Genomic DNA, 22351 nt, shown 5'->3' with positions numbered 1-22351 from the left:
TTTGACGCGCATTCGGACACGTCGCGTCCGCTACCATTGGAGAACAGTATGGCATCGTCAAGCCGCGCCGACACATCCGGGGTTACGCGCAAGCTGATCCTGCTCGCCGTTGCCATCGTCGTCGCCGTCGCGCTCTATACGGGCGGATGGTTTTATGCCGCAAGCCAATTGAAAGAGCGTGTGGCACAGGAGCTTGCCGCGTCGCAACAGGGCATGCATGCGGCGTCCTGCACGGACCTGTCGGTGCGGGGCTATCCGTTCCGTATCGGCGTCTTCTGTGATTCGGTCGGCCTCGATGATCGTCCGGCGGGGCTTTCGGCCAGTTTCGGCGCGCTGCGTTCCGCCGCCCAGGTCTACCGGCCGGGGCATGGGATCATCGAACTCGACGGGCCCGCGCAGGTCCGTGTGACGCCGGATCTCGCCTTCGACGCCAATTGGGACCTGATGCGCGCGAGCGTCGTCGCCTGGACGACCGGCCTCGACCGGGCCTCCATCGCCTATGACGGCCTGAAGGGCCGGCTGAACGCGCCGTCGCAGGGCGTATCCGTAGGCATTTCGGTGGCGCATGGCGAAAAACATGTGCGGCAGTCGGGCGATGCGCTCGATGTCGCGGCGTCGCTGGACGGGCTTTCGCTCGATCTCGGCAACAAGACGCTTCCGCCGTTCAACATGGCCGTCGACATGACCATCGCCAATGCGGCGAGTTGGCTTTCGAAGGAAGGTCCGCCGGCCGGCGTGCCGCTCGGGACGAACGCGGAACTGCGTGCCCTGACATTCGATCTCGGCGAGGGCCGCACGATGACGCTTTCGGGGCCGGTTTCCATCGGGAATGACGGTTACGTCTCCGGTACGGTCGATCTCACGATCGAGGGCATCGATCTGTGGCGCGACCGGATCTCCGAGACGTTTCCCGATGCGGCAAAGACGGTGCAGCGTGTGGCGAGCGGGCTGCGTGCCCTTTCGGGCGGGCAGGACCGGGCCGTGGTCAAGCTCAACGTGCAGCAGGGCACCGTCTATCTCGGGCCGTTCGCCGTCGCGGAAATTCCGCCGCTCTGATCAGGCCTTTTCGTCGGGAACCGGGCGTCCGAAGTTCGGTGCAGACGTATCCTGACCCGCGTCGATGATCGACCGGCGGATGGCGCGGGTGCGGGTGAAGAGATCGAAGAGTTTTTCCCCGTCGCCCCAGCGGATGGCGCGCTGCAAGTAGGCCAGGTCCTCCGAGAAGCGGGCGAGCATTTCGAGGATCGCATCCTTGTTGTGCAGGCACACGTCGCGCCACATGGTGGGGTCGGAAGCGGCAAGGCGCGTGAAATCGCGAAAGCCGGATGCGGAATATTTGATGACTTCCGATTCCGTGACCGTCTCCAGGTCGTCGGCGGTGCCGACGATATTGTAGGCGATGATATGCGGCAGGTGCGAGACGATGGCGAGCACCTTGTCGTGGTGCTCCATGTCCATCTCGTCCACCTTCGAGCCGAGCGCCTCCCAGAAGGCGGCGAGCCGGCGCTTGGCCTCCTTGTCGGTGCCATGCACGGGGGTGAGGATGCACCAGCGGCCCTGGAACAGCTCGGCAAAGCCGGCATCGGGACCGGAATGCTCCGTGCCTGCCAGCGGGTGGCCGGGAATGAAATGCACGCCCTTGGGGATATGCGGCAGCATCTGCGCCACGACGGAGCCCTTGGTGGAGCCGACATCGGTGACGATGGCGCCCGGCTTCAGGTGCGGTGCGATCGCCTCGGCGACCTTGCCGGATGCGCCGACGGGCACCGAGACGATGACGAGATCGGCATCCTCGACGGCCTCGCCGGCGTCGAGCACGTAGTCGGTGCCGAGGTCAAGCGCCCGGGCGCGGTCCAGCGTCTCCTGGCTGCGGCTCGAAATGATGACGGATTTGGCAAGGCCCTTGAGCTTGACGGCGCGTGCGATGGACGAGCCGATGAGGCCGATGCCGATCAGTGCGATCTTGTCGAAATGTCCGTCCGTCATGGTGTCTCGCCCTTTAGCTTTTTCCCGCCCGCTCTAACGGGCAGGCCCGCTTTTGTCGAGAGGATCAGCGCGGCAGGCGATCGCGTGTCGTCGGCACGCCCTGGGGGGCGAGGACGGGAACGAAGACGCGGCGCGATGCGCGGGCGGCGACCGGCAGGCCCTGGTAAAGCCGCTTCTGGGCCTCCACCACGATGACGCCGGAGAACATCGGCCATAGCATGCGGCCCACCCGCTCGAAGGCGCCGCGCAGCTTCTGCACGCTGCGCAGCTTGGACGGCGGGAAGAACAGCGCTTCCGCGGATGCGCCGGGGGTGAAATTGGTTTCGCGCAGAAGCGCCGTCAGCTGGCCGCGCGAATAGGGGCGCCCGGAGCCGAAAGGCGTGTGCTCCATGCGGGCCCACACGCCGCGCCGGTTGGGCACCACGATGACGAGGCGTCCGCCGGGCGACAGGACGCGCCACAGCTCCTTCATGGTCTCGCGGGGGTTTTCGGCGAATTCCAGCGAATGCACCATCAAGATCCGGTCGACGGAGGAATCCGGCAGGGGCAGCTCCTCGTCGAAGACCAGCGCGGTGGCCGACATCTCTCCGGCAGGCCAGTTCACGGCGCCCTGGCCGGCAGGCATGAAGGCGAAGGTGCGTTCGGTATCGGCACGGAACCGGTCGAGATAGGGCACGGCGTAGCCGAGGCCGACCAGCCGCTCGTCCGGCAGGCGCGCCCAGAGCGAGGCGAGCGCCATGGAGATGGAATGGTCGGCGAGGCGGCCAAGCGACGAATGGTAGAACTCACGGAGGTCGACGATATCTGCATGCATGGCAAGGATGTTAGCGATGGCCCGGTAGACTTCAAGGGCGATTGCCTTACATTCGCCCCGACCGACGCCCCGCGAATGACCCGGTGAATGAAAAGGACTGCGCCATGACCCCGCTCGAAATCGAACTCTTCGCCTGCCGCAGCGACAATTTCGGCGTTCTCCTGCACGATCCGGCGACGGGGGAAACGGCAAGCATCGATGCGCCGGAGGAGCAGGCGATCCTCGACGCGCTGGCCCGGCGCGGCTGGACGCTGAGCCACATCTTCACGACCCATCATCACCAGGATCATGTGGAGGCGAACGCCGCGCTCAAGGCGCGTTTCGGCGTGACGATCATCGGGCCGGCGCACGAAGCCATACCGGGTCTCGACCGCAAGGTGGATGGCGGCGACAGCTTCACCTTCGCCGGCCGGCCGGTCGACGTCATCCTGACGCCCGGCCACACGCTCGGCCACATCTGCTTCCACCTGCCGCAGGACAAGCTGCTGTTTGCTGCCGATACGCTCTTTGCGCTCGGCTGCGGCCGGCTCTTCGAGGGAACGCCGGCGCAGATGTGGGATTCGCTTTCCAAGCTCGCCGCGCTGCCGGATGAAACGGTGGTCTATTTCGGTCACGAATACACGCTGTCCAATGCGCGTTTCGCCCTGACAATCGATCCTGACAATGCCGCTTTGCGGGCCAGAGCCGAAGAGATCGAGGCTTTGCGGGCGAGGGGGGCCTTCACGGCGCCGACGACGATTGGTCTGGAAAAGGCGACGAACCCCTTCCTGCGCGCTTCCGATCCCGCGATCCGGCAGCATCTCGGCATGAAGACGGCGAGCGACGCGGAGGTCTTCGCTGAAATCCGCGCGCGCAAGGACCGGTTCTGAGATCAGGCCGGGCTGGAGGCTGCCTTGCGGAAGATCATGTCCTTGGCGGCGAGCATCGCGCCGCCTGTCACCAGCAGGCAGGCGATGCCGATGCTAAGCGATAGTTCGGCAAAGCCGGACAGGATGAGCACCAGCGTGGAGAGAAGCGGCGCGCTGTAGCTGGCCGCGCCGAGGATCTGGATATCACCGTTCTTCACGCCGAAATCCCAGGCATAGAAGGCCGCGCCTACGGGCAGCAGGCCGAGGCCGGCGACGGCCAGCCATTCGGACCCGCTCTGCGGCCAGACCGTCGTTTCGAGTGCAAGATGGCACAACAGGGACAGGATGGAGGTCGCGATGCAGAAGCCGGTCACCACATCGGTCGAGACCGCCTCGAAGCGGCGGGTGGCGAGCGAATAGCCCGCCCAGGTGAAGGCGCAGAGGAAGGCGGCGCCGTAGCCGACGAGATAGGCGCTGTCGAAGGAAACGCCGTTGCGTCCGACGATGAGCGCCGTGCCGCCCAGTCCCAGCAGGGTACCGAGGATATGGTTCCACTTCAGCCGCTCACCCGGCAGCAGCGCGGAGCCGGTGACGATGAGGAGCGGCCAGAGATAGGCGATCAGGCTTGCCTCGACGGCCGGCGCGTTGCGCAGGGCGGTGAAGTAGAGAAAATGATAGCCGAACAGGCCGAGGATGCCGGTGATCCACACCTTCGCCGGCTGCCGGAGCAGGCGCAAGCGTTCCGGCCGGGCCAGCAGGACGACGATGCCGGGCAGGCTGCCGATCAGGAAGCAGATCGCCGACAGCTGGAAAGGCGGCATCGTGCCGGATGCGGCGGTGAACAGCGCCAGCAGCGCCCACATCAGGATCGCGGTGAAGCCGATCAGGGTTGCGCGCGTCTTCAAGGCCGATGTCTCCGGTCTGCCGAGCGGGGCCCGGCCGACCGAAGGCTCAATCGCCGAAACGCGTGGCCGATACGGTGACGGGACCGAGCTTTGTCGGGATCTTCACATAAACGGGAGCATATACATTCGCCGCCTCGGCCTTGGCAAACCAGATTTCCATCGTGCTCAGCCGACGCAGGTACTCCACGTCCTCGCGGCCTTTCTTGTAGCCGGATTTCGGGATGAAGCGAATACCGCAGACCGTGACCTCGCCCGCGAAGCCCTTGGTGGTATAGGACCGGGTGCCCTTGGAGGTCAGGCGCAGGTCGAGACGCGATTCGCCGTCGAAGATCGGCAGGGTCTTCGGGCAGATGCGGTTGCCTGCGGGAATGATGAGCCCCGAGATCGGATCGAGCACGGAACGCATGTCGGCCGTGGAGACCGGCACCCAGTTTTCCGGCTTCTTGCGCGGCGGCACCATGCTGGCATTGACGACATTGCCGTTGCGGAAGGTGACGTCGATGGCCCGGCCGCGCTTTCCGCTCTGGTAGTTCACCGAATAGGACGTGGCGCGCAGCCGGTCGCGGCTGACGATGCCCGAGACCGTGGTCGTGCCCTTCGTCCTGGCAAAGATATCCGCCAGACCGGCGGAGCTCATGCTGCCGGAAATGGAATAGCGCCGTCCGTCGAAGGCGGAACGGAAGCTCGCCGTCGCCACCGGAAGGCCGGAAAGGCGGATGCTGTACTCCGTGCGATGCAGGATTTCTTCCGCCGAAACGGGTGCAGCACCCACCATCAAGGCAAGCGACGCGACCGCACCGGCAATCCAACCCTGCTTGTTCATCTGGCGCTCCCGTTCAAACGCTTCGCCTAGCCTGCCATTGCGGCGATTATAGGCCGTGGAGAATTTCAGCGTGTTCTGCTATTCCCGCGAATCGGGCGGCTTGGCAACTGATTTCCAGCCTGCGCGCAGGTTTGGCTTGACGTCGCCGGCCAGTGTGACTATAGAACCGCAACTTTCCAAAAAGGCCAGACGGACTGCGGCCGGTTTCGCTGCCGGAAACGTGTTGTCCTGAACAAGAACAAATAGGTGTACCATGTCCCGTAGTTGCGAATTGACCGGCAAGGGCGTCCAGTCGGGCAACAATGTGAGCCACGCAAACAACAAGACGAAGCGCAAGTTCCTGCCGAACCTGTGCAATGTCACGCTGATTTCCGACGCCCTCGGCCAGCGTTTCCGTCTTCGCGTTTCGGCTGCTGCCCTGCGCTCCGTCGAGCACCGCGGTGGCCTCGATGCCTTCCTTCTGAAGGCTGAAGAGAACGAACTGTCGATGCGCGCTCGTCTGCTGCGCCGCCAGATCGCCAAGAAGACCGCTGCTGCTGCCTGATTTCGGGCACTGAGCCAACGCATTCTCATTGAGGCTTGACCGGTCATCGGGCAGGCCTCAATGCGTTGAGCAAATCATTATCAATCCAACTGGTGGCATCACCCAGGATAAAAAAATGCTAGCGAACCGCATTACCCTTATCTATGTCCTCCTGATGACCGCCGTGGTCGTCGCCTCCAACGTGCTGGTGCAATACCCGCTGTCGGGAGAGCTCTTCGGCATCGCGCTTGGCGATCTTCTGACCTACGGCGCGTTCACCTATCCCGTCGCCTTTCTCATCACGGACCTGACCAACCGGCAGTTCGGCCCGCGCGTTGCGCGCCGGGTCGTCGCGGCGGGTTTTGTGGTGGCGGTGGCCTTCTCGTTTGCCGTGTCGATGCCGCGCATCGCGATTGCCTCCGGCTCGGCGTTCCTCGCCGGCCAACTGCTCGATATCGCGGTCTTCAACCGGTTGCGCCGGCAGAGCTGGTGGCGCGCGCCGCTGATCGCCTCGCTGATCGGCTCGGTTCTGGACACGGTGATCTTCTTTTCCTTCGCTTTCGCGCCGGTCTTCTCGATCTTCGGGCCAAACGACGATTTCGCCATCGCCTGGGCGCCGATCCTCGGCATCTTCCAGGCCGAGGCGCCGCGCTGGATTTCATGGGCCATGGGCGACTTCTCGGTGAAGGTGCTCGTCGGCGTGGTCATGCTGCTGCCCTATGGCGCGCTGATGACCAAGCTGAAGCCGATGCCCAGCGTCGAAAAAGTCGCCTGAGAACATCTTTAGCTACCGGATGATAGCCGCCCGCCCGAAAGCGGGCGGCTTTTTCAATCGGCAAGCAGCCGGAATTCCAGCATCAGGTTGCGCTGGAGAATGGAGTGGTTGTCGTCGGACACGACAATGATCCGGATATCGTCCGGCCCCATCACCACCACGTCCAGCCCTTCCATATTGTCGATCTGCTGGCTGAGATCGGCGTCGATCAGCACTTCGCCATCGACGACCGCGCCGGGCCGGATCGTATTGCCGTCGATGCGGCGGATGCGCATGCCCATGCCGTCCGCCAGGCGGAACCGCCGCTCCAGGAGGATCAGGTCGCCGTTCGGCAGGAAAGCGCCGTCGGTGATGTCCCAGGGATCGTTGCGCTTGACGAAGAAGATGCCGGCGCGCGGTCCGGAAAGCACGGCGGCGAAGACATTGCCGTCGGGATCGAGGCTGCGTTCGGTGACTGTGACGAGCGCGCCACCCAGCGGCCCGGCCGCAGGCGACAGGGCAAGCGTCTCCATGCCGCGGTTGAAGCGCAACTCCTTCGGGTCGATCAGGAAGGGGATGCGGCGCTTCGGCCGTGCCTTCATGAAGCCGGGATCGGGATAGGCGTCGATCCGGTGATAGACCTCGAAGGAAACCAACGCCTCCCCATCGACGAGTGCGAGTCCTTCGGCATCCATCCTGTTCTTGACGCGCTCGTCCTGGCCGTTGCGGTCGAACATGGAGCGCGTTTTCACGTCGATGATGCCGCTCAACCGTCCCTCGGCATCCCGTTCGATGCGGCCGGTCAGCCAGTGACCGGTATCGAGCACGGTGACAAAATGTTCGCGATCCCCGCGGAAACGGATCGCCGAGATGGAGCCGAGCAGGTTGGTGCTCGAGGTGTAACTGATGCCGCCGAGGAATTCGAGCTTGCCGAAGACGCGCCGGTCCGATCCGAGCATGAACTGTGAGAAGGCGCGGTTGACAACGGGGACATCGATGACGTCGGCTGCGGCCGGACGCGCGGCAGGCAGGCAAAGGGCGGCGCAGAGCGCCGCTCCTGCAAGCCGTTGCAGCAGGGATTGCCGGGCGGGCGCCGGACTAGCCCGCACGGCGGCGGGCCGGGCGGCTGCTCGTCGTCTCGTCGGCGAAGAGGGAGGCAAGCTGCTCCGTCATCGCGCCGGCCAGTTCGTCGGCATCGACGATCGTGACGGCGCGGCGGTAGTAGCGCGTGACGTCATGGCCGATGCCGATGGCCAGAAGCTCGACCGGCGAGCGGGTTTCGATCTGCTCGATGACGGCGCGCAGGTGCCGTTCGAGATAATTGCCGGGGTTCACCGAAAGCGTGGAATCATCGACCGGCGCGCCGTCGGAAATCATCATCAGGATGCGGCGCTGCTCGGGCCGCGCCAGAAGGCGATCATGGGCCCAGATCAGCGCTTCGCCGTCGATGTTTTCCTTGAGCAGGCCTTCGCGCATCATCAGGCCGAGGTTGCGGCGGGCGCGCCGCCACGGCGCGTCGGCAGCCTTGTAGACGATGTGGCGCAGGTCGTTGAGGCGGCCGGGCGATTGCGGCTTGCCGCTGCCGAGCCACTTCTCGCGCGACTGGCCGCCCTTCCAGGCCTTGGTGGTGAAGCCGAGGATCTCGACCTTCACGCCGCAGCGCTCCAGCGTGCGTGCGAGGATATCGGCGCAGGTGGCGGCAACGGTGATCGGCCGGCCGCGCATGGAGCCGGAATTGTCGATGAGCAGCGTCACGACCGTATCGCGGAAGGTCGTGTCCTTCTCGCGCTTGAAGGAGAGCGGCTGCATCGGATCGATGATGATGCGCTGCAGGCGGGCGCTGTCGAGATAGCCTTCCTCAAGGTCGAATTCCCAGGCACGGTTCTGCTGCGCCATCAGGCGGCGTTGCAGGCGGTTGGCGAGGCGGCCGACGGCGCCCTGGAGATGGGCGAGCTGCTTGTCGAGGAAGGCGCGCAGGCGGTCGAGCTCCGCCTCGTCGCACAGCTCCTCCGCGGTGATGGTCTCGTCGAATTCCTGCGTGAAGACCGTGTAGTCCACCTTCTCGTTGAAATCGGAGAAGGGCTGGTTGGGGCGGCGGACTTCGCCGGGCTTGTCCGTCTCGTCGCCGTCGTCGTCAGCGAGATCGTCGTCGGAGATTTCCGCGCCGTCCATCTCGCCTTCTTCCATCTGCTCGTCGGACGTCTCGTTCTCGTCAGCAGGGGCGCTGTCGTCGCCGGCGTCTTCCTGGCTCTCGCTGTCCTCCTGCTCGTCGCTGCGCGGCTGGTTCTCGTCCTCGGGCGTCTGGCTGTCGTCGGGCTCGGTCTCGTCGTCGCCGTACTGCTCGGCGACGTTCATCGATGCGAGCATGTTGCGCACGACGCGGGAGAAGGCCTGCTGGTCGTTGATGGCGGCCGACAGGCCCTCCATGTCCTTGCCGGCCTTGTCGGTGATGAAATCGCGCCAGAGGTCGACCACCTGGCCGGCGGATGCGGGCGGGGCCTGCCCCGTCAGCTTCTCGCGCACCAGAAGCGCCACGGCCTCCTCGAGCGGCGCATCGGCCTGACGGGTGATCGCGCCGAAATTGGCCTTGGCGTATTTTTCCGACAGCACGACGTTCAGGTTCTGCGCCATGCCCTGCATGCGATTGGAGCCGATGGCCTCGACGCGCGCCTGCTCGACGGCATCGAAGATGGCGCGGGCATCGGCACCCTGCGGCGACATGGTGGCGTGGACGCGGGCGTCATGGCAGGCCTTGCGCAGCGCCATGGAATCGCCGAGGCCGCGGGTGAGCGCGACTTCGGCCGGCGAGGGACGCTTGCTGAGTTCCGGCAGGCGGATGCGCTCGCCCGTCATGCCGGGGCGTTCGTTGGCGAAGGTGACCTCCACCTCCGCATCGCCGGAGACGGCGCGCACACAGCCCGTCACCGCGCGGCGGAACGGTTCCATGTCGACCACGCCGCCGGGCCTCGGCTTCGAATTGTCTCCGCGAGCTGCCATGCGCTTCTACCGGGCCTCAGGCCGTGGCCTCCAGCACGATATTTGCCGCACTCTCCTTCAGCTCGATGCCGAAGGCGCGCTGGTAGAGTTCGGCAACCAGCGTGCGTTCGAGTTCGTCGCACTTGTTGAGGAAGGTGACGCGGAAGGCGAAGGCGATATCACCGAAGATTTCGGCATTCTCTGCCCAAGTGATGACCGTACGCGGGCTCATGACCGTCGACAGGTCGCCATTGATGAAGGCCGCACGGGTGAGATCGGCGACGCGCACCATGCGCGAGATCGTCTCGCGACCGTCCTTGCCGGCGGCAAGGCGCTTCACCTTGGCGGCGACGATGTTCACTTCGTTGTCGTGCGGCAGGTAGTTCAGCGTGGTGACAATCGACCAGCGGTCCATCTGCGCCTGGTTGATCTGCTGCGTGCCGTGGTAGAGGCCCGTCGTGTCGCCGAGGCCCACCGTGTTGGCGGTGGCGAACAGGCGGAAGGCGGGATGCGGGCGGATGACGCGGCTCTGGTCGAGCAGGGTCAGGCGACCCGAAGACTCCAGGACGCGCTGGATGACGAACATCACGTCCGGGCGGCCGGCATCGTATTCGTCGAAGACGAGCGCGACATTGTGCTGGTAGGCCCAGGGCAGGATGCCATCCTTGAATTCGGTGACCTGAAGCCCGTCCTTGACGACGATGGCGTCCTTGCCGACGAGGTCGATACGGCTGACATGGCTGTCGAGGTTGACGCGCACGCACGGCCAGTTGAGGCGGGCGGCGACCTGCTCGATATGGGTCGACTTGCCGGTGCCGTGGTAGCCGGACACCATGACGCGGCGGTTATGGGCAAAGCCCGCGAGGATCGCCAGCGTGGTTTCGCGGTCGAACAGGTAGTCCGGATCGAGGTCCGGCACATAGGCGTCCGCCTTGGAGTAGGCCGGAACCCGCAGGTCCGTATCAATGCCGAAAACCTCCCTTACGGAAACCGTGGTGTCCGGGAGGTTGGAAATATCGAGATCCATCTTGCTCATCACGTCTCCGCGGGCGGCGGGCTTTCCTCCACCCAATGTCTGTTGCCGGCGATGCTCGTCTGTTTCGACCGCATTCATGCGATGCCGGGCGTCAATCCGCCCGGCCGCCAAATGCTCTAGCAGAAGCCGGCCTGCTTTAACAATTGATATGCTTGGATGACCGCCCGAAAACGCTCTTCCGAGCCCCTATCACCGCCATTTGCATCCGGGTGATGCTTTTTGACAAGCGATTTGTAGGCCGACTTGATGTCCTCGCTCGTCGCATTCGCGGAAAGGCCCAGCGTATCGAAAGCCTTGGCCTCCAGCGTCTTCAGCTTCCTGGCGCGCGGCTCCATCTGCGGGCGGCGGCCCTTGTTCTCGTTGAAGAAGCCGAAGGGATCGCGAATGCGCTGATTTGCCCCGGCCGAGCCCGAGCGCACATTGCCCTGCGCCGGCCCGTTCTTGGACGCCTTGTTGACGCCGATGGTCCAGGTCGGACGGTGGCCGGTGATGGCTTCCTTCTGGTAGCGCGCGATCTCGCCGTCCGAGAGGCCGGAGAAGTAGTTGTAGCCCTTGTTGTATTCCTTCACATGCTCGAAGCAGAACATGAAATACTGGCCTTCGGCATTGCGGCCCACGGGCGCGCGATGCACGGCATTCTCTTCGCAGCCGTCCCACTGACAGATCGGCGCGGAGCGTTCCGGACGCTCCACGCGCCGCTTCGTGCGAATGCGGTCGAAGTATTTGGAATCGAGTTTCATGGCGCTCATTATGGGGTTGCAGTGGGCCCGCAACAAGAATTGACAAAGCGGATTGTTGCTGGCTTTGTGAAACTATTTTGTTGCGTTGCGACAAGCGCCTTTTCCAACGCCAAGGTTCTCCAATGTCCGTAAAATCCAGTATCGCCGGGAAGCTCGAAGCGGCCTTTTCGCCCGAACGCCTCGAGGTCATCAACGAGAGCCATCTGCATGCCGGCCACCATGGCCATGACGGCGAGGGCGAGACGCATATGCGCGTGCGAATCGTCTCGGCCGCGTTTGCCGGCATGGGCCGCGTGGCACGCCACAGGGCGATCAACGATCTCGTGACGGCGGAGTTCGAGGCTGGTTTACATGCCCTGGCCGTGGAGGCCGCGGCGCCGGGAGAGCCGACGCGCTGGTAGGTCAGGCCGCGGGCTGTTCCGGCTCGACCGGGCGGATGCGCAGGCGGGTCACGCGGTTCTTCACCCGCTTCATGACGATGAACCGCTTGCCGTAGAAGGTGAAGGCCTGCCGTTCCTCCGGAATCGATTTCGATTCGTGGATGACGAGGCCGGCAATCGTCGTTGCTTCCTCATCCGGCAGGTTCCAGCCGAAGGCACGGTTGAGGTCGCGGATCGGGACGCTGCCATCGACGACCAGCGAGCCATCGGCTTCGCGCCGCACGCCCTGGACGTCGACATCCTTTTCATCGGAGAGGTCCCCGACGATGACCTTCAAAATATCCTGAAGCGTGACGAGGCCCTGCACCTCGCCGTACTCGTCCACGACGGTGGCGAAATGCTCCTTGCGGCGCAGGAAGGCGGTGAGCTGTTCCTTCAGCGTCGTCGTGTCCGGTACGAACCACGGTTTCTGCGCGACCTTGGTGATATCGAGGTTCTTCGGCTCGATGCCCGGCTCGGCCAGCGCGCGCAGGAGGTCCTTGGCGTGCACGACGCCCACGATGTTGTCGACCGAACCGGACCAGAGCGGCATGCGCGTATACGGGCTTTCCAGCACGGCCCTGACGACTTCTTCCGGAGGGTCGCCGGCATCGAGCCCGCGCATGGTCGTGCGGTGGATCATGATGTCGGACACTTCGAGCGAATCGAGATCGAGCGCGCTCAGGAGCCTTTCCCGGTCGGGCCTTGCCGGCGCGCCGTCGCCCTGGCGGCGTTCGCCCTCCGCCTCGCGCGCATCCTGATGGTTGCGCCACCGGAACAGCAGGATGACGAGAAGGATGAAGCCGAGGACAACGACGATCACCGGCCAGGAGAAGGGAGCGAGCGCGACGGGCGTTTCGCTGTTCATGTCGGCAGCTTTTCCTTGAGGAAGGCGATGACTTCGGATTGCGGCACGTCATCGGCGACGAAGGACTGGCCGACGCCGCGCGTGAGGATGAAGGTGAGCTTGCCGGCCTTGACCTTCTTGTCCTGCGCGATGGCGTCCATGAGAACCTCCGCCGGCGGCAGGCTACCGGGAATTTCGCCCATGGTGGTGGGAAGGCCGACCGCGCGCAGATGCGCCTCGACGCGCTTGCCGTCGTCGGGGCTGCACAGGTTCATGCGGGCGGAAAACTGGTGCGCCAGCACCATGCCGATGGACACGCCTTCACCATGGACGAGGCGGGCGCTGTCGTAGCGCGTCGCCGCCTCCAGCGCGTGGCCGAAGGTGTGGCCGAGATTGAGCAGCGCGCGCTGGCCGTTTTCCCGTTCGTCGGCCGCGACCACGTCGGCTTTCGCCTGGCAGCTCGTGGCGATCGCTTCGATGCGGGCCTCGCCGCCGGCAAAGACGGCCTGCCAATTACCTTCGAGCCAGGCGAAGAAGTCGGGCTTGTCGATGAGGCCGTATTTGGCGACTTCGGCATAGCCGGCGCGGAATTCGCGCGGTGAGAGCGTATCGAGCACGTCGGTATCGGCGAGCACGAGGTCGGGCTGATGGAAGACGCCGATCAGGTTCTTGCCGTGCGGGGAGTTGATGCCGGTCTTGCCGCCGACGGAGGAATCGACCTGTGCCAGAAGCGATGTCGGGACCTGGATGAAGCGCGAGCCGCGGCGCACGATGCCGGCGGCAAAGCCGGTGAGGTCGCCGATCACGCCGCCGCCGAGCGCCACGACCGCGTCGTTGCGCTCGATGCGCGCGGCCAGCACGCTGTCGCAGACGCTGATGAGATGTTCGAAGCTCTTGGTCTTCTCGCCGGCGGGCAGCACCAGCGAGACGGCGTCGATGCCTTCGGCCTTGAGGGCCGCCATGAAGCCGTCGAGATAGAGCGGGGCGACGTGTTCGTCGGTGATGACGGCGATCTTGCGGCCCTTCAGGCGAAGCGCGATCTCGCGTCCCGCGGCGGCGATCAATCCCGGGCCGATGAGGATATCGTAGGAGCGGTCGCCGAGGTCGACCCGCACGGTACGGCGCGCGGTGGCTGAAACGGTCATGGCTATCTCGTCATATCTTGCGGGTGGCGGCGATCGCGGCAAGTACCTCGTCCACCATGGTTTCTTTTCTTACATCCCGCGAAATGACCGTAACCTCGGCTTCCGCATAGATCGGATAGCGGGCGTTCATGAGGTTTTCGAGCGTCTGGCGTGGATTTTCCGTCTTCAGCAGCGGGCGGGTGTCGCGCTTGCTGACCCGCTCCCACAGCACGTCGAGATCGGCCTTCAACCAAACGGTCAGCCCGCCGCGCTTGATGTGCCGGCGCGTGTTCTCGTTGATATAGGCCCCGCCGCCGGTGGAGACGACGCGCGGTCCCGAGCGCAGGAGCCGCTTGATGACGCGGGTCTCGAGCGCGCGGAACTCGGCCTCGCCATAGGTGGCGAAAAGGTCGGGGATCGACATGCGCGAGACGCGCTCGATCTCATGGTCGGAATCGACGAAGGGAATACCGAGCGCCTGCGCGCTCATGCGCCCGATCGCCGACTTGCCGGCGCCCATAAGGCCGATCAGCACGAGGTTGCGTTTGCCGAGGGCGGCACGGGCCTCTGCGGCAAGCGTAAGGGGGGGCTGTTCGATCAGCTCGGTCATTGCGTTTTCCGGGTTTTCGTCCCTTTCCGTATCGACAAAGCGCCGGAAGCGTCAAGCCTGCGTGACCATCCATCCCTTGCACTGGCGGCAGGGCGGGGCGATATAGAGGGCGTTGCCCCGGAGACCGCCATGCCCACCCTGTTCCGATTCCTGTTCATCTGTGCCGTGATCGCCGGATCGATCTACGGGATCATGGTGGCGCTGGTGACCTTCGTCGAGCCCAGTGAGCGCGAGGTCACGATCCGGATCCCGTCCGAACGGGTCAATCCACCGCAATGAGGGATCTGTCAGCGCTTCAGGTCGAATCCTTCCTCGAAATGATGAGCGCCGAGCGCGGGGCCGCGACGAACACGCTGCAATCCTACGAGCGCGATCTGGAAGACGTGAAATCGTTCCTCAATGCGCGCGGCGTGCGCCTGACGGAGGCGGCGCCGGACGACCTGCGCGCCTATCTCGGCCATCTCGCCAAGCAGGGCTTTGCGGCGTCATCGCAGGCGCGGCGGCTTTCGGCGTTGCGGCAGTTCTTCAAGTTTCTCTACGGCGAGGGGCTGCGCGGCGACGATCCCACCGCCATCCTCGATGCGCCGAAGAAGGCGCGTTCGCTGCCCAAGACGCTGTCCGTTGACGATGTCACGCGTCTCATCACGCGGGCCGAGACGGAAGCAGGCGAGCCGGGGGGCAATCTCCTCCTGAAACGGCGCATGCATCTGCTCGTCGAACTGCTCTATGCCACGGGCATGCGTGTCAGCGAGCTCGTCTCCCTGCCGGGCAGCGTGCTGGCGCAAACCGGGCGGTTCCTCGTGGTGAAGGGCAAGGGCAACAAGGAGCGGCTGGTGCCGCTGTCGCGCGCCGCCGTCACCGCGATGGAGGCCTATGGCGAGGCGCTGGCGGCCGAGATCGGCGACGATCCGGCGACGGGCGATTTCCTGTTTCCGGCGCAGAGCAAGGAGGGGCATCTGCCCCGGCAGGTCTTCGCGCGCGATCTGAAGGCACTGGCCGGACGGGCGGGCATACGTGCCGCGACGCTGTCGCCGCATGTGCTTCGCCATGCTTTTGCCAGCCATCTGCTTCAGAACGGCGCGGACCTGCGCGCCGTGCAGGAACTGCTGGGCCATCAGGACATTTCGACGACACAAATCTATACGCATGTGCTGGAAGAACGGCTGCACGCGCTCGTTCAAAACCATCACCCTCTTGCCAAACAGGCGAAAAAAACGGATTAGGACCCCCATCGCTGGCGACTGGCCCTCTGGCCGACGGCAGCCTGGCGCGGTTTGAGCAAACGATCGGAAACGCATCTCATGCACAATTACCTCGATTTCGAAAAGCCCATCTCGGATCTCGAAGGCAAGATCCACGAGCTGCGCAAGCTCGCCGAAGAAGATGAGAGCATCGACACGAGCGACGAAATCGGTCGGCTGGAAATCCGCGCCCGCGAGGCCATGGCCGATATCTACGCCAAGCTGACGCCCTGGCAGAAGACGCAGGTCGCGCGCCACCCGCAGCGTCCACATTTCGTCGATTATGCCGCCCAGCTGTTCGAAGAGTTCACCCCGCTCGCCGGCGACCGGAAGTTCGCCGAAGACGAGGCGATCCTGGCGGGCCTCGGCCGTTTTCGCGGCGAGGCCGTCGCTGTCATCGGCCAGGAAAAGGGCAACGACACCAAGTCGCGCCTGAAGCACAATTTCGGCAGCGCGCGCCCGGAAGGCTACCGCAAGGCCATCCGCGTCATGGAAATGGCCGACCGTTTCGGCCTGCCGGTCATCACGCTGATCGATACCGCCGGCGCCTATCCGGGCATCGGCGCGGAAGAGCGCGGTCAGGCGGAAGCCATCGCCCGCTCGACGGAGATGTGCCTCAACGTCCGCGTGCCGATCGTCTCGGTCGTGCTGGGCGAGGGCGGTTCGGGCGGCGCCATCGCGATCGCCACCGGCGACCGTGTCTACATGCTGGAGCATGCGATCTACAGCGTCATTTCGCCGGAAGGTGCGGCCTCGATCCTGTGGCGCGATTCGACCCGCGCCAAGGAAGCGGCGAGCAACATGAAGATCACGGCCGAAGACCTGAAGGCCTTCGGCATCATCGACGGCATCATCCCCGAGCCGATGGGCGGCGCGCACCGCGATCCGCAGGCTGTCATCGCCCGCACGGGCGATGTGATCGCCTCCTCGCTGAAGGATCTCTCGGCAAAGACGGGCGACCAGCTGCGCAAGGACCGCCGCCAGCGCTACCTCAATATCGGTCGGCAGCTCTGATCGGGGCGGCGCCCGCGCCGCCTTTGCCGCATCTCGGCCATATTCCTTGTGTCTGAAACGGTTGCAGCCGGCGTTCGGCTGCGCGAAGGAATTCCCGGTTAAGCATTTATGAAGTATAAGCCGGTAACGACAGTCCGTCCCGCTCTGCCGGCACGACGGCTCGCGATCTGACGATAGCTCACGGACCCCTGCATGCGCCTGTCTGTTCTTGCCGCTGTTTCATTTCTCGCCGTGGCTGCCGCGGGATGCACCAACGAGACCCTCGATTCCTTCGACAAGGTCGATGTGGACATCTCCAAGGTCTCGTCCAAGACAAGCTATCAGCTGTCGCCGTCCATCGTGAGCAAGCTCGCGTCGATGAAGATCGACCGTTCCTCGCCCATCATGCTGCGCATCTTCAAGGAAGAGGGCCGGCTCGAACTTTGGAAGGCCGACCGCACCAACCGTTTCCAGCTGGTGCGCAACTACAAGATCTGCGCCTGGTCCGGCAAGCTCGGCCCGAAGATGAAGGAAGGCGACCGCCAGGCGCCGGAAGGATTCTACCCGCTCTCACGCGCGAACATGAATCCGAATTCGAGCTATTTCCTGGCAATCAACACGGGCTTCCCCAATACCTATGACCGCGCCAACAAGGCGAGCGGCACCAACCTCATGATCCATGGCGCATGCTCTTCGTCGGGCTGCTACTCGATGACCGACGAGCAGATGCTGGAGATTTTCGCCTTCGCGCGCGATGCCTTCGACGGCGGACAGAAGTCCGTTCAGCTCCAGGCGTTTCCCTTTCGCATGACGGCCGAGAACATGGCGCGTCATCGCGACAATCCCAATATCGAATTCTGGAAGATGCTGAAGGTCGGCTACGACCATTTCGAAGTGACGAAGCGTCCGCCCGAAGTGAATGTCTGCGAAGGCAAATATGTCTTCAACCAGCAGGCCGAAAAGCCCTTTTCGCCGACCGGTTCCTGCCCAGCGATGAGCACGCCCGGTGCGCTCCAAACGGCGCTTGCGAGCTACAACAAGACCTATGCGACCGCCTATGCCAAGGCGATGAGCAAATATGCCGGCACCGTCTGGATCGAGCCGTCGGAGGCCCAGCGGAAGGCCATCGTGGCCGATCAGCGCAAGGGCCGCGAGCTGGCTTATGCGCCGACGGGCAATTCTCTCGATGCCGGCAAGCTGATGACCGAGCGCGAGATCGCCGAACAGAAGCGCAAGGCCGAAGAGGCCGAGCGGCGCAAGGTCGAGGCTGCCGAACGTGCGGTGCGCGAAGCCGAGGAAGCCAAGAACAAGGCGGCCGCCGATTTCGCCGCCGACGTCGCCGCCACCAAGGCGGAAAAGCAGGCGAGGGGCGTAGGCTCCCTGCCGGTTCCGGAACACAATCCGGGGATCGCCTCTGCCGTCGAGAAGAAGGAAAAGAAGCCCTTCTGGAAGCTCTTCAGCCAGGATAGCGAGCCGCGCGAAGCCCAGCAGGTCCAGCCGGTCGTCAACGAAAGCGCTGCTCTTCAGGCCGATCAGGGCTCTGGAGAGGCCGGCAAGACCGCAAGGACTGCGGCTGTCGCGCAAGAGACGGACGCCGTGGCCACCCTTCCTGTCGCCGGCGGCGAAGCGGGCCAGCAGGTGGTCGAGCAGACGCAGAAAAAGCCGTTCTGGAAGTTCTGGCAGAAATGACCGACATCGCGGCGCAGGACGACGCCGAGGTCTATGACCTGCGTGGCCTGAAATGCCCGCTTCCGGTCATGAAAGCCCGCAAGCGGCTGTCGACCATGCGCGGCGGCGCAGCCCTCTGGGTCGAGACGACGGATCCGCTCGCCGTCATCGACATTCCGCATTTCTGCAACGAGGACGGCCATGCGCTTGAGGCAAGCGAGCGCGTCGAGAACGGCCACCGCTTCCTGATCCGCAAGAAGACCTGAGCCCTGGCGCGCTTGGATTATCCGTCCGTCCGGAAGGGCTGCCTTTGGAGAATGCCATGATGCGCTTGAAAGCCTAGGGCATCGGCAGGGCGGCTTGGCCGCCCTGCTCCGGCCTTCGAGACCGCCGCTAAAGCTTCAGGCCGGGAATGGCGAGCGGGTTGTCGGCAAGGGCGGCGCGGTCCGGGCGGTCGATCTTCGGCGTGCCGGTGAAGGCGTCGAAGAGGTCGCGTACGAAAGCCTCCGGCAGATCCTTCGTGATCAGCACCAGGCGCGTGCGGCGCTCGGCGCCCTCCGGCCAGGCGGGCAGCCGCTCGGGCGGGTGGAACACGCTCTGCACGCCATGCAGCACCAGGGGCCGTTCCGGGCTGTTTTCCATCAGCACGATGCCCTTCATGCGCAGCAGCTTTTCGCCATGGGCGGAGCGCAGGAGATCGATGAACATTTCCAGCGCCATCGGATCGATCGGGCGGTCGTGCACGATGCTGAACGAGCGGATCGTCGCGTCATGGCGCGTGACGTCATGGGCGTGCTGGTGGCCGTGGTCGTGGTGGTGCCCATGATCGCAACCGTGGTCGCAATGCTCATGGTGGTGATGATCATGCGCATGATGATGATGGTGGTCGTGCGCCTCGTCATGCAGCCAGCGGCGGACGTCCGGGATCTTGCTGCCGGGGTCGTAGAGGCCATTGGCCAGCAGGTCGGGGCTGGCCAGGCCGGGAGCATCGACGTCGGATACGGCTGCGCGCGGATTGAGCGCGGCGATTTCCCGGCGCACGGCGTCGAGCGTCGCCGTGTCGGCAAGCGAGGCCTTGCTGATCAGCACACGGTCGGCCACGGCCACCTGCTTGACGGCTTCCGGATGGTTGGCAAGCGTCGAAAGGCCATTGACGGCATCGACGACGGTGATCACGCCATCGAGGCTGAAGGACTGCGAGAGGACAGGATTGCCCATCACGGCCTGCAGCACCGGTGCGGGATCGGCGAGGCCCGTCGTCTCGATCACGACCCGTTTCAGCGGCTGGATCTTGCCCGTCTGCATGCGATCCATCAGATCGGCCAGCGTATCGACCAGCTCGCCGCGGATGGTGCAGCACAGGCATCCGTCCGAAAGCTCGATAATGCCGTCGCCCGATTGCTCGACCAGCAGATGGTCGATGCCGACCTCGCCGAATTCGTTGATGATGACGGCCGTATCGGTGAGCGCGGGATCCTTCAGCAGGCGGTTGAGCAGGGTCGTCTTGCCGGCGCCCAGGAAGCCGGTCAGCACGGAAACCGGCACACGCCGTTCAGCGATGGTCATGGTCGCTCCAGTTCAGAAATTATGGGCCAATCAGAAAGTGGGGCGCGGAATGGGAACGGGAACGTTGGCGATATCGCCCACGCCATTGGACGCGACCGTCTCGACACCGTCGGGCTTGGCCGTATCGCCGCCACCCAGGAGGCCGGCGAAAACGAACCGCAAGGGGCGGTCCAGCTCGTGAATGTAGGGCGAAGCCAGTTTCTGGCGTCCGGCCTCGTCGCGGCCTTCGCTGCGAACCTTGGCGGCATGCTTGGAGCAGATTTCCTGCGAGATGTCGGCGACGACGTCGCGCGTTTCACCGTAGGGTCTCAGCTGGCCGAGCGTGGGAACGTTGCCGGGACGCCCCGTCAGGCCCTTCTGCAGCATGCCCGCGGAAATGTCGGCGCGCGCGCCAAGACTTTCGGAGCCGAGCACGACGGAAACGACGCTGCGGCCATTGCGCGTGGCGGACGAAACCTGATTGAAGCCCGAGGCGCAGATGAAGCCGGTCTTCATGCCATCCGCGCCATCGAAGCGGCCAATCAGCATGTTGAAATTGGGATATTGCTTCTTGCCCGTCGTGAAGCCTTCCAGCGCGAAGTAGGAAGCGTATTGCGGGAATTCCCGCTTCAGCGTGACGGCGAGCACCGCGAGGTCACGGGCGGTCGTATACTGGCCCTTGCCGGGCAGGCCGTTCGGATTGATGAAGCGCGAGGAACTCATGCCGATGCGCCTGGCCTCGGCGTTCATGCGCTCGACGAAGGCCGGTTCGGACCCGGAAATCGATTCGGCGATGGCGACGGACACATCATTGGCGGACTTGACGAGGATGATCTTCAGCGCGCTGTCCAGCGTCATCCGTTGGCCCGGCTTGAAATACATCTTGCTCGGCGGTTCGGCGGCGGCGTGCTTGCTCATCGTGACCGGGCTGTCCAGCGTGATCTCGCCCGCCTTGACGGCGCGGAAAACGGTATAGGCGGTCATCAGCTTGGTGAGCGAGGCCGGATACCAGCGCTGGAAGGCATCCTCGTGTTCGATGACCTGGAGCGTGTTGACATCCACCAGCATGCGCGGGCCGGCCATGGTCGCCGTTGCGGAGAAGGTGGCTGCAAGCAACAGGGCGGAACCCAGAAGGCGCGCGCCCATGCGCGTCGTACGTCCGTTCATCTGCAAAGATCTGTCCTCGAAATCGGGAGTTGTCTCGAACCGTCGCCCTATTTAACCTATATGGCACCGTGATGGCAAAGCCATCGAGAGCCGATGGCCGAATTTCAGGCCGAAATGACAGGACGTGTTGCATGCCGATTCTGAACCGTGCCGCAGAAATGCAGGATGAAATCGCCGGATGGCGCCGGCACCTGCACCGGGAACCGGAACTGCTCTTCGCGGTGGAGAAGACGGCGGCCTTCGTGGCCGAAAAACTGCGCGAATTCGGGGTCGACGAGGTCGTGACCGGCATCGGCCGGACGGGCGTCGTCGGCATCATCCGCGGTAAGGGCGCGCCTGTCGGCGCGGGGCGCACCATCGGCCTTCGCGCCGATATGGACGCGCTGCCCATCGAGGAGGCGACCGGCAAGCCCTGGGCCTCGACCGTCAGGGGCAAGATGCATGCCTGCGGCCATGACGGCCACACCGCCATGCTGCTGGGGGCGGCCAAATATCTCGCCGAAACCCGAAACTTCACCGGCAGCGTCGCGGTGATCTTCCAGCCGGCGGAAGAGGGCGGCGGCGGCGGCAACGAAATGGTCAAGGACGGCATGATGGAGCGCTTCGGCATCGCCGAGGTCTACGGCATGCACAACCTGCCCGGCATGCCGGTTGGCGCCTTCGGGACGCGCCCGGGCCCCATCATGGCGGCGACCGACGAGTTCACCATCGCGGTGAAGGGACGCGGCGGCCATGCGGCGCTGCCGCACAAGACCGTCGATCCCATCGTCATCGGCGCGCAGGTCGTGACGGCGCTGCAGACCATCGTGTCGCGCGTCGCCGATCCCGTCGATTCGCTCGTCGTGTCCGTGACGAAGTTCAATGCGGGCTTTGCCCACAACGTGATCCCTGAAACCGCGCAGCTCGCGGGCACCGTGCGTACGCTGAGCCCCGATATGCGCGAGGGGGCCGAAGCCTGCATCCGGCAGATCTGCGCCGGCCTTGCCGCTGCCCACGGTGCGGAGATCGTCGTGAATTACCACCGTAACTATCCGGTTACGGTCAATCATGCGGAGGAGGCCGGCCATGCGGTGGCCGTGGCGCGCGAGATCGCCGGCGACGCGTCGGTCGAACCCGCGATCGCGCCGATGATGGGCGGCGAGGATTTCTCCTACATGCTGCTGTCCCGCCCCGGCGCCTTCATCTTCGTCGGCAACGGCGATACGGCCGGATTGCACCATCCCGCCTACGACTTCAACGACGACGCCATTCCCCATGGCGTGACCTACTGGGTCAAGCTCGCGGAAAGCCGTCTCGCCGCCTGACGAAAGCGAACGCGTCTTCGATCCACCG

Annotated in this window: 23 protein-coding genes and 1 pseudogene; 11 read left to right on the top strand and 13 right to left on the bottom strand. The window is 64.6% G+C overall.

Annotated elements, in window-relative coordinates:
- The first annotated feature begins 48 nt into the window (after window positions 1-48).
- Window positions 49-1056 (top strand): DUF2125 domain-containing protein, encoded by a 1008-nt coding sequence (locus B5M41_RS18005; RefSeq protein WP_134649396.1) that lies wholly within the window; start codon window positions 49-51, stop codon window positions 1054-1056.
- Here the strand turns inward: B5M41_RS18005 and B5M41_RS18000 are convergent, their stop codons facing one another.
- Both B5M41_RS18000 and B5M41_RS17995 read right to left on the bottom strand, forming a co-directional pair.
- Window positions 1057-1986, bottom strand: coding sequence for a prephenate/arogenate dehydrogenase family protein (locus B5M41_RS18000; RefSeq protein WP_134649397.1), 930 nt, complete (start codon window positions 1984-1986; stop codon window positions 1057-1059). It abuts the gene before it with no gap.
- Window positions 1987-2050: 64 nt separating this feature from the next.
- On the bottom strand, window positions 2051-2800 hold the full coding sequence (locus tag B5M41_RS17995; RefSeq protein ID WP_134649398.1) for a class I SAM-dependent methyltransferase: 750 nt from the start codon (window positions 2798-2800) through the stop codon (window positions 2051-2053).
- A 104-nt stretch (window positions 2801-2904) separates the two neighbouring features.
- Here B5M41_RS17995 and gloB point away from each other — a divergent pair, with 104 nt between their 5' ends.
- The gene (gene gloB / locus B5M41_RS17990; RefSeq protein WP_134649399.1) at window positions 2905-3669 is read left to right on the top strand and encodes a hydroxyacylglutathione hydrolase; all 765 of its coding nucleotides are present in this window, start codon (window positions 2905-2907) and stop codon (window positions 3667-3669) included.
- Between the two features lie 2 nt (window positions 3670-3671).
- Here gloB and yddG read toward each other — a convergent pair whose 3' ends face one another.
- Both yddG and B5M41_RS17980 read right to left on the bottom strand, forming a co-directional pair.
- Window positions 3672-4553, bottom strand: coding sequence for an aromatic amino acid exporter YddG (gene yddG / locus B5M41_RS17985; protein WP_134649400.1), 882 nt, complete (start codon window positions 4551-4553; stop codon window positions 3672-3674).
- 46 nt (window positions 4554-4599) lie between these two features.
- Window positions 4600-5376 carry a DUF3108 domain-containing protein gene (locus B5M41_RS17980; protein WP_134649401.1) on the bottom strand — a complete coding sequence of 259 codons (777 nt, stop codon included), beginning with the start codon at window positions 5374-5376 and terminating at the stop codon, window positions 4600-4602.
- A gap of 253 nt (window positions 5377-5629) precedes the next feature.
- Between B5M41_RS17980 and rpmB the strand changes: the two genes are divergently transcribed.
- The gene (gene rpmB / locus B5M41_RS17975; RefSeq protein ID WP_064331573.1) at window positions 5630-5920 is read left to right on the top strand and encodes a 50S ribosomal protein L28; all 291 of its coding nucleotides are present in this window, start codon (window positions 5630-5632) and stop codon (window positions 5918-5920) included.
- Between the two features lie 115 nt (window positions 5921-6035).
- A complete protein-coding gene (locus B5M41_RS17970) occupies window positions 6036-6674 on the top strand; it encodes a VUT family protein (protein ID WP_134649402.1) in 639 nt (212 codons plus the stop codon).
- Between the two features lie 53 nt (window positions 6675-6727).
- On the opposite strand, the gene B5M41_RS17965 is transcribed toward B5M41_RS17970, so the two are convergent.
- From B5M41_RS17965 to B5M41_RS17950, 4 genes are all read right to left on the bottom strand, one after another.
- Entirely contained in the window at window positions 6728-7762 is a 1035-nt protein-coding gene (locus tag B5M41_RS17965) for an esterase-like activity of phytase family protein (protein ID WP_413713179.1), read from the bottom strand.
- Window positions 7752-9650, bottom strand: coding sequence for a cobaltochelatase subunit CobT (gene cobT, locus B5M41_RS17960; protein ID WP_134649403.1), 1899 nt, complete (start codon window positions 9648-9650; stop codon window positions 7752-7754). Before cobT ends, B5M41_RS17965 begins: the two co-directional genes overlap by 11 nt.
- Window positions 9651-9666: 16 nt before the next feature.
- Window positions 9667-10665 (bottom strand): cobaltochelatase subunit CobS, encoded by a 999-nt coding sequence (gene cobS / locus B5M41_RS17955; protein WP_134649404.1) that lies wholly within the window; start codon window positions 10663-10665, stop codon window positions 9667-9669.
- Window positions 10666-10781: 116 nt separating this feature from the next.
- Complete coding sequence (locus tag B5M41_RS17950; protein ID WP_134649405.1) at window positions 10782-11414, bottom strand: J domain-containing protein; 633 nt, start codon at window positions 11412-11414, stop codon at window positions 10782-10784.
- A 113-nt stretch (window positions 11415-11527) separates the two neighbouring features.
- Here B5M41_RS17950 and B5M41_RS17945 point away from each other — a divergent pair, with 113 nt between their 5' ends.
- Window positions 11528-11806 (top strand): BolA family protein, encoded by a 279-nt coding sequence (locus tag B5M41_RS17945; protein WP_134649406.1) that lies wholly within the window; start codon window positions 11528-11530, stop codon window positions 11804-11806.
- Window position 11807: 1 nt separating this feature from the next.
- Here B5M41_RS17945 and B5M41_RS17940 read toward each other — a convergent pair.
- From B5M41_RS17940 to B5M41_RS17930, 3 genes and pseudogenes are all read right to left on the bottom strand, one after another.
- A pseudogene (locus B5M41_RS17940) lies at window positions 11808-12524 on the bottom strand (transporter associated domain-containing protein); the annotation flags it as partial.
- Between the two features lie 164 nt (window positions 12525-12688).
- A complete protein-coding gene (aroB, locus tag B5M41_RS17935; RefSeq protein WP_134649408.1) occupies window positions 12689-13816 on the bottom strand; it encodes a 3-dehydroquinate synthase in 1128 nt (375 codons plus the stop codon).
- A gap of 10 nt (window positions 13817-13826) precedes the next feature.
- Entirely contained in the window at window positions 13827-14405 is a 579-nt protein-coding gene (locus tag B5M41_RS17930) for a shikimate kinase (RefSeq protein WP_134649409.1), read from the bottom strand.
- 129 nt (window positions 14406-14534) lie between these two features.
- Here B5M41_RS17930 and B5M41_RS17925 point away from each other — a divergent pair, with 129 nt between their 5' ends.
- The 5 genes from B5M41_RS17925 to B5M41_RS17905 all read left to right on the top strand — a co-directional run bounded on the left by B5M41_RS17925 (window position 14535) and on the right by B5M41_RS17905 (window position 18573).
- Window positions 14535-14684 carry a hypothetical protein gene (locus B5M41_RS17925; protein ID WP_134649410.1) on the top strand — a complete coding sequence of 50 codons (150 nt, stop codon included), beginning with the start codon at window positions 14535-14537 and terminating at the stop codon, window positions 14682-14684.
- Window positions 14681-15628 carry a site-specific tyrosine recombinase XerD gene (xerD, locus tag B5M41_RS17920; RefSeq protein ID WP_134649411.1) on the top strand — a complete coding sequence of 316 codons (948 nt, stop codon included), beginning with the start codon at window positions 14681-14683 and terminating at the stop codon, window positions 15626-15628. The genes B5M41_RS17925 and xerD overlap by 4 nt, the downstream gene beginning before the upstream one ends.
- Before the next feature lie 78 nt (window positions 15629-15706).
- Window positions 15707-16660, top strand: coding sequence for an acetyl-CoA carboxylase carboxyltransferase subunit alpha (locus tag B5M41_RS17915; RefSeq protein ID WP_134649412.1), 954 nt, complete (start codon window positions 15707-15709; stop codon window positions 16658-16660).
- 192 nt (window positions 16661-16852) lie between these two features.
- The gene (locus B5M41_RS17910; RefSeq protein ID WP_134649413.1) at window positions 16853-18328 is read left to right on the top strand and encodes a L,D-transpeptidase family protein; all 1476 of its coding nucleotides are present in this window, start codon (window positions 16853-16855) and stop codon (window positions 18326-18328) included.
- Window positions 18325-18573, top strand: a complete 249-nt coding sequence (locus B5M41_RS17905) for a sulfurtransferase TusA family protein (protein ID WP_134649414.1) — start codon at window positions 18325-18327, stop codon at window positions 18571-18573. The genes B5M41_RS17910 and B5M41_RS17905 overlap by 4 nt, the downstream gene beginning before the upstream one ends.
- 127 nt (window positions 18574-18700) lie before the next feature.
- Here the strand turns inward: B5M41_RS17905 and B5M41_RS17900 are convergent, their stop codons facing one another.
- Window positions 18701-19873, bottom strand: a complete 1173-nt coding sequence (locus tag B5M41_RS17900) for a CobW family GTP-binding protein (RefSeq protein WP_134649415.1) — start codon at window positions 19871-19873, stop codon at window positions 18701-18703.
- 30 nt (window positions 19874-19903) lie between these two features.
- Entirely contained in the window at window positions 19904-21019 is a 1116-nt protein-coding gene (locus tag B5M41_RS17895) for a D-alanyl-D-alanine carboxypeptidase family protein (protein ID WP_134649416.1), read from the bottom strand.
- Between the two features lie 131 nt (window positions 21020-21150).
- On the opposite strand from B5M41_RS17895, the gene B5M41_RS17890 reads away from it, so the two are divergent.
- A complete protein-coding gene (locus B5M41_RS17890) occupies window positions 21151-22323 on the top strand; it encodes a M20 aminoacylase family protein (RefSeq protein WP_134649417.1) in 1173 nt (390 codons plus the stop codon).
- Window positions 22324-22351 lie beyond the last annotated feature (28 nt).

Source organism: Shinella sumterensis, assembly GCF_004514425.2.
Classification (GTDB): Bacteria; Pseudomonadota; Alphaproteobacteria; order Rhizobiales; family Rhizobiaceae; genus Shinella; species Shinella sumterensis.
Note: the sequence above shows the minus strand (reverse complement) of the source record. Positions and strands in the feature narration are given on the sequence as shown.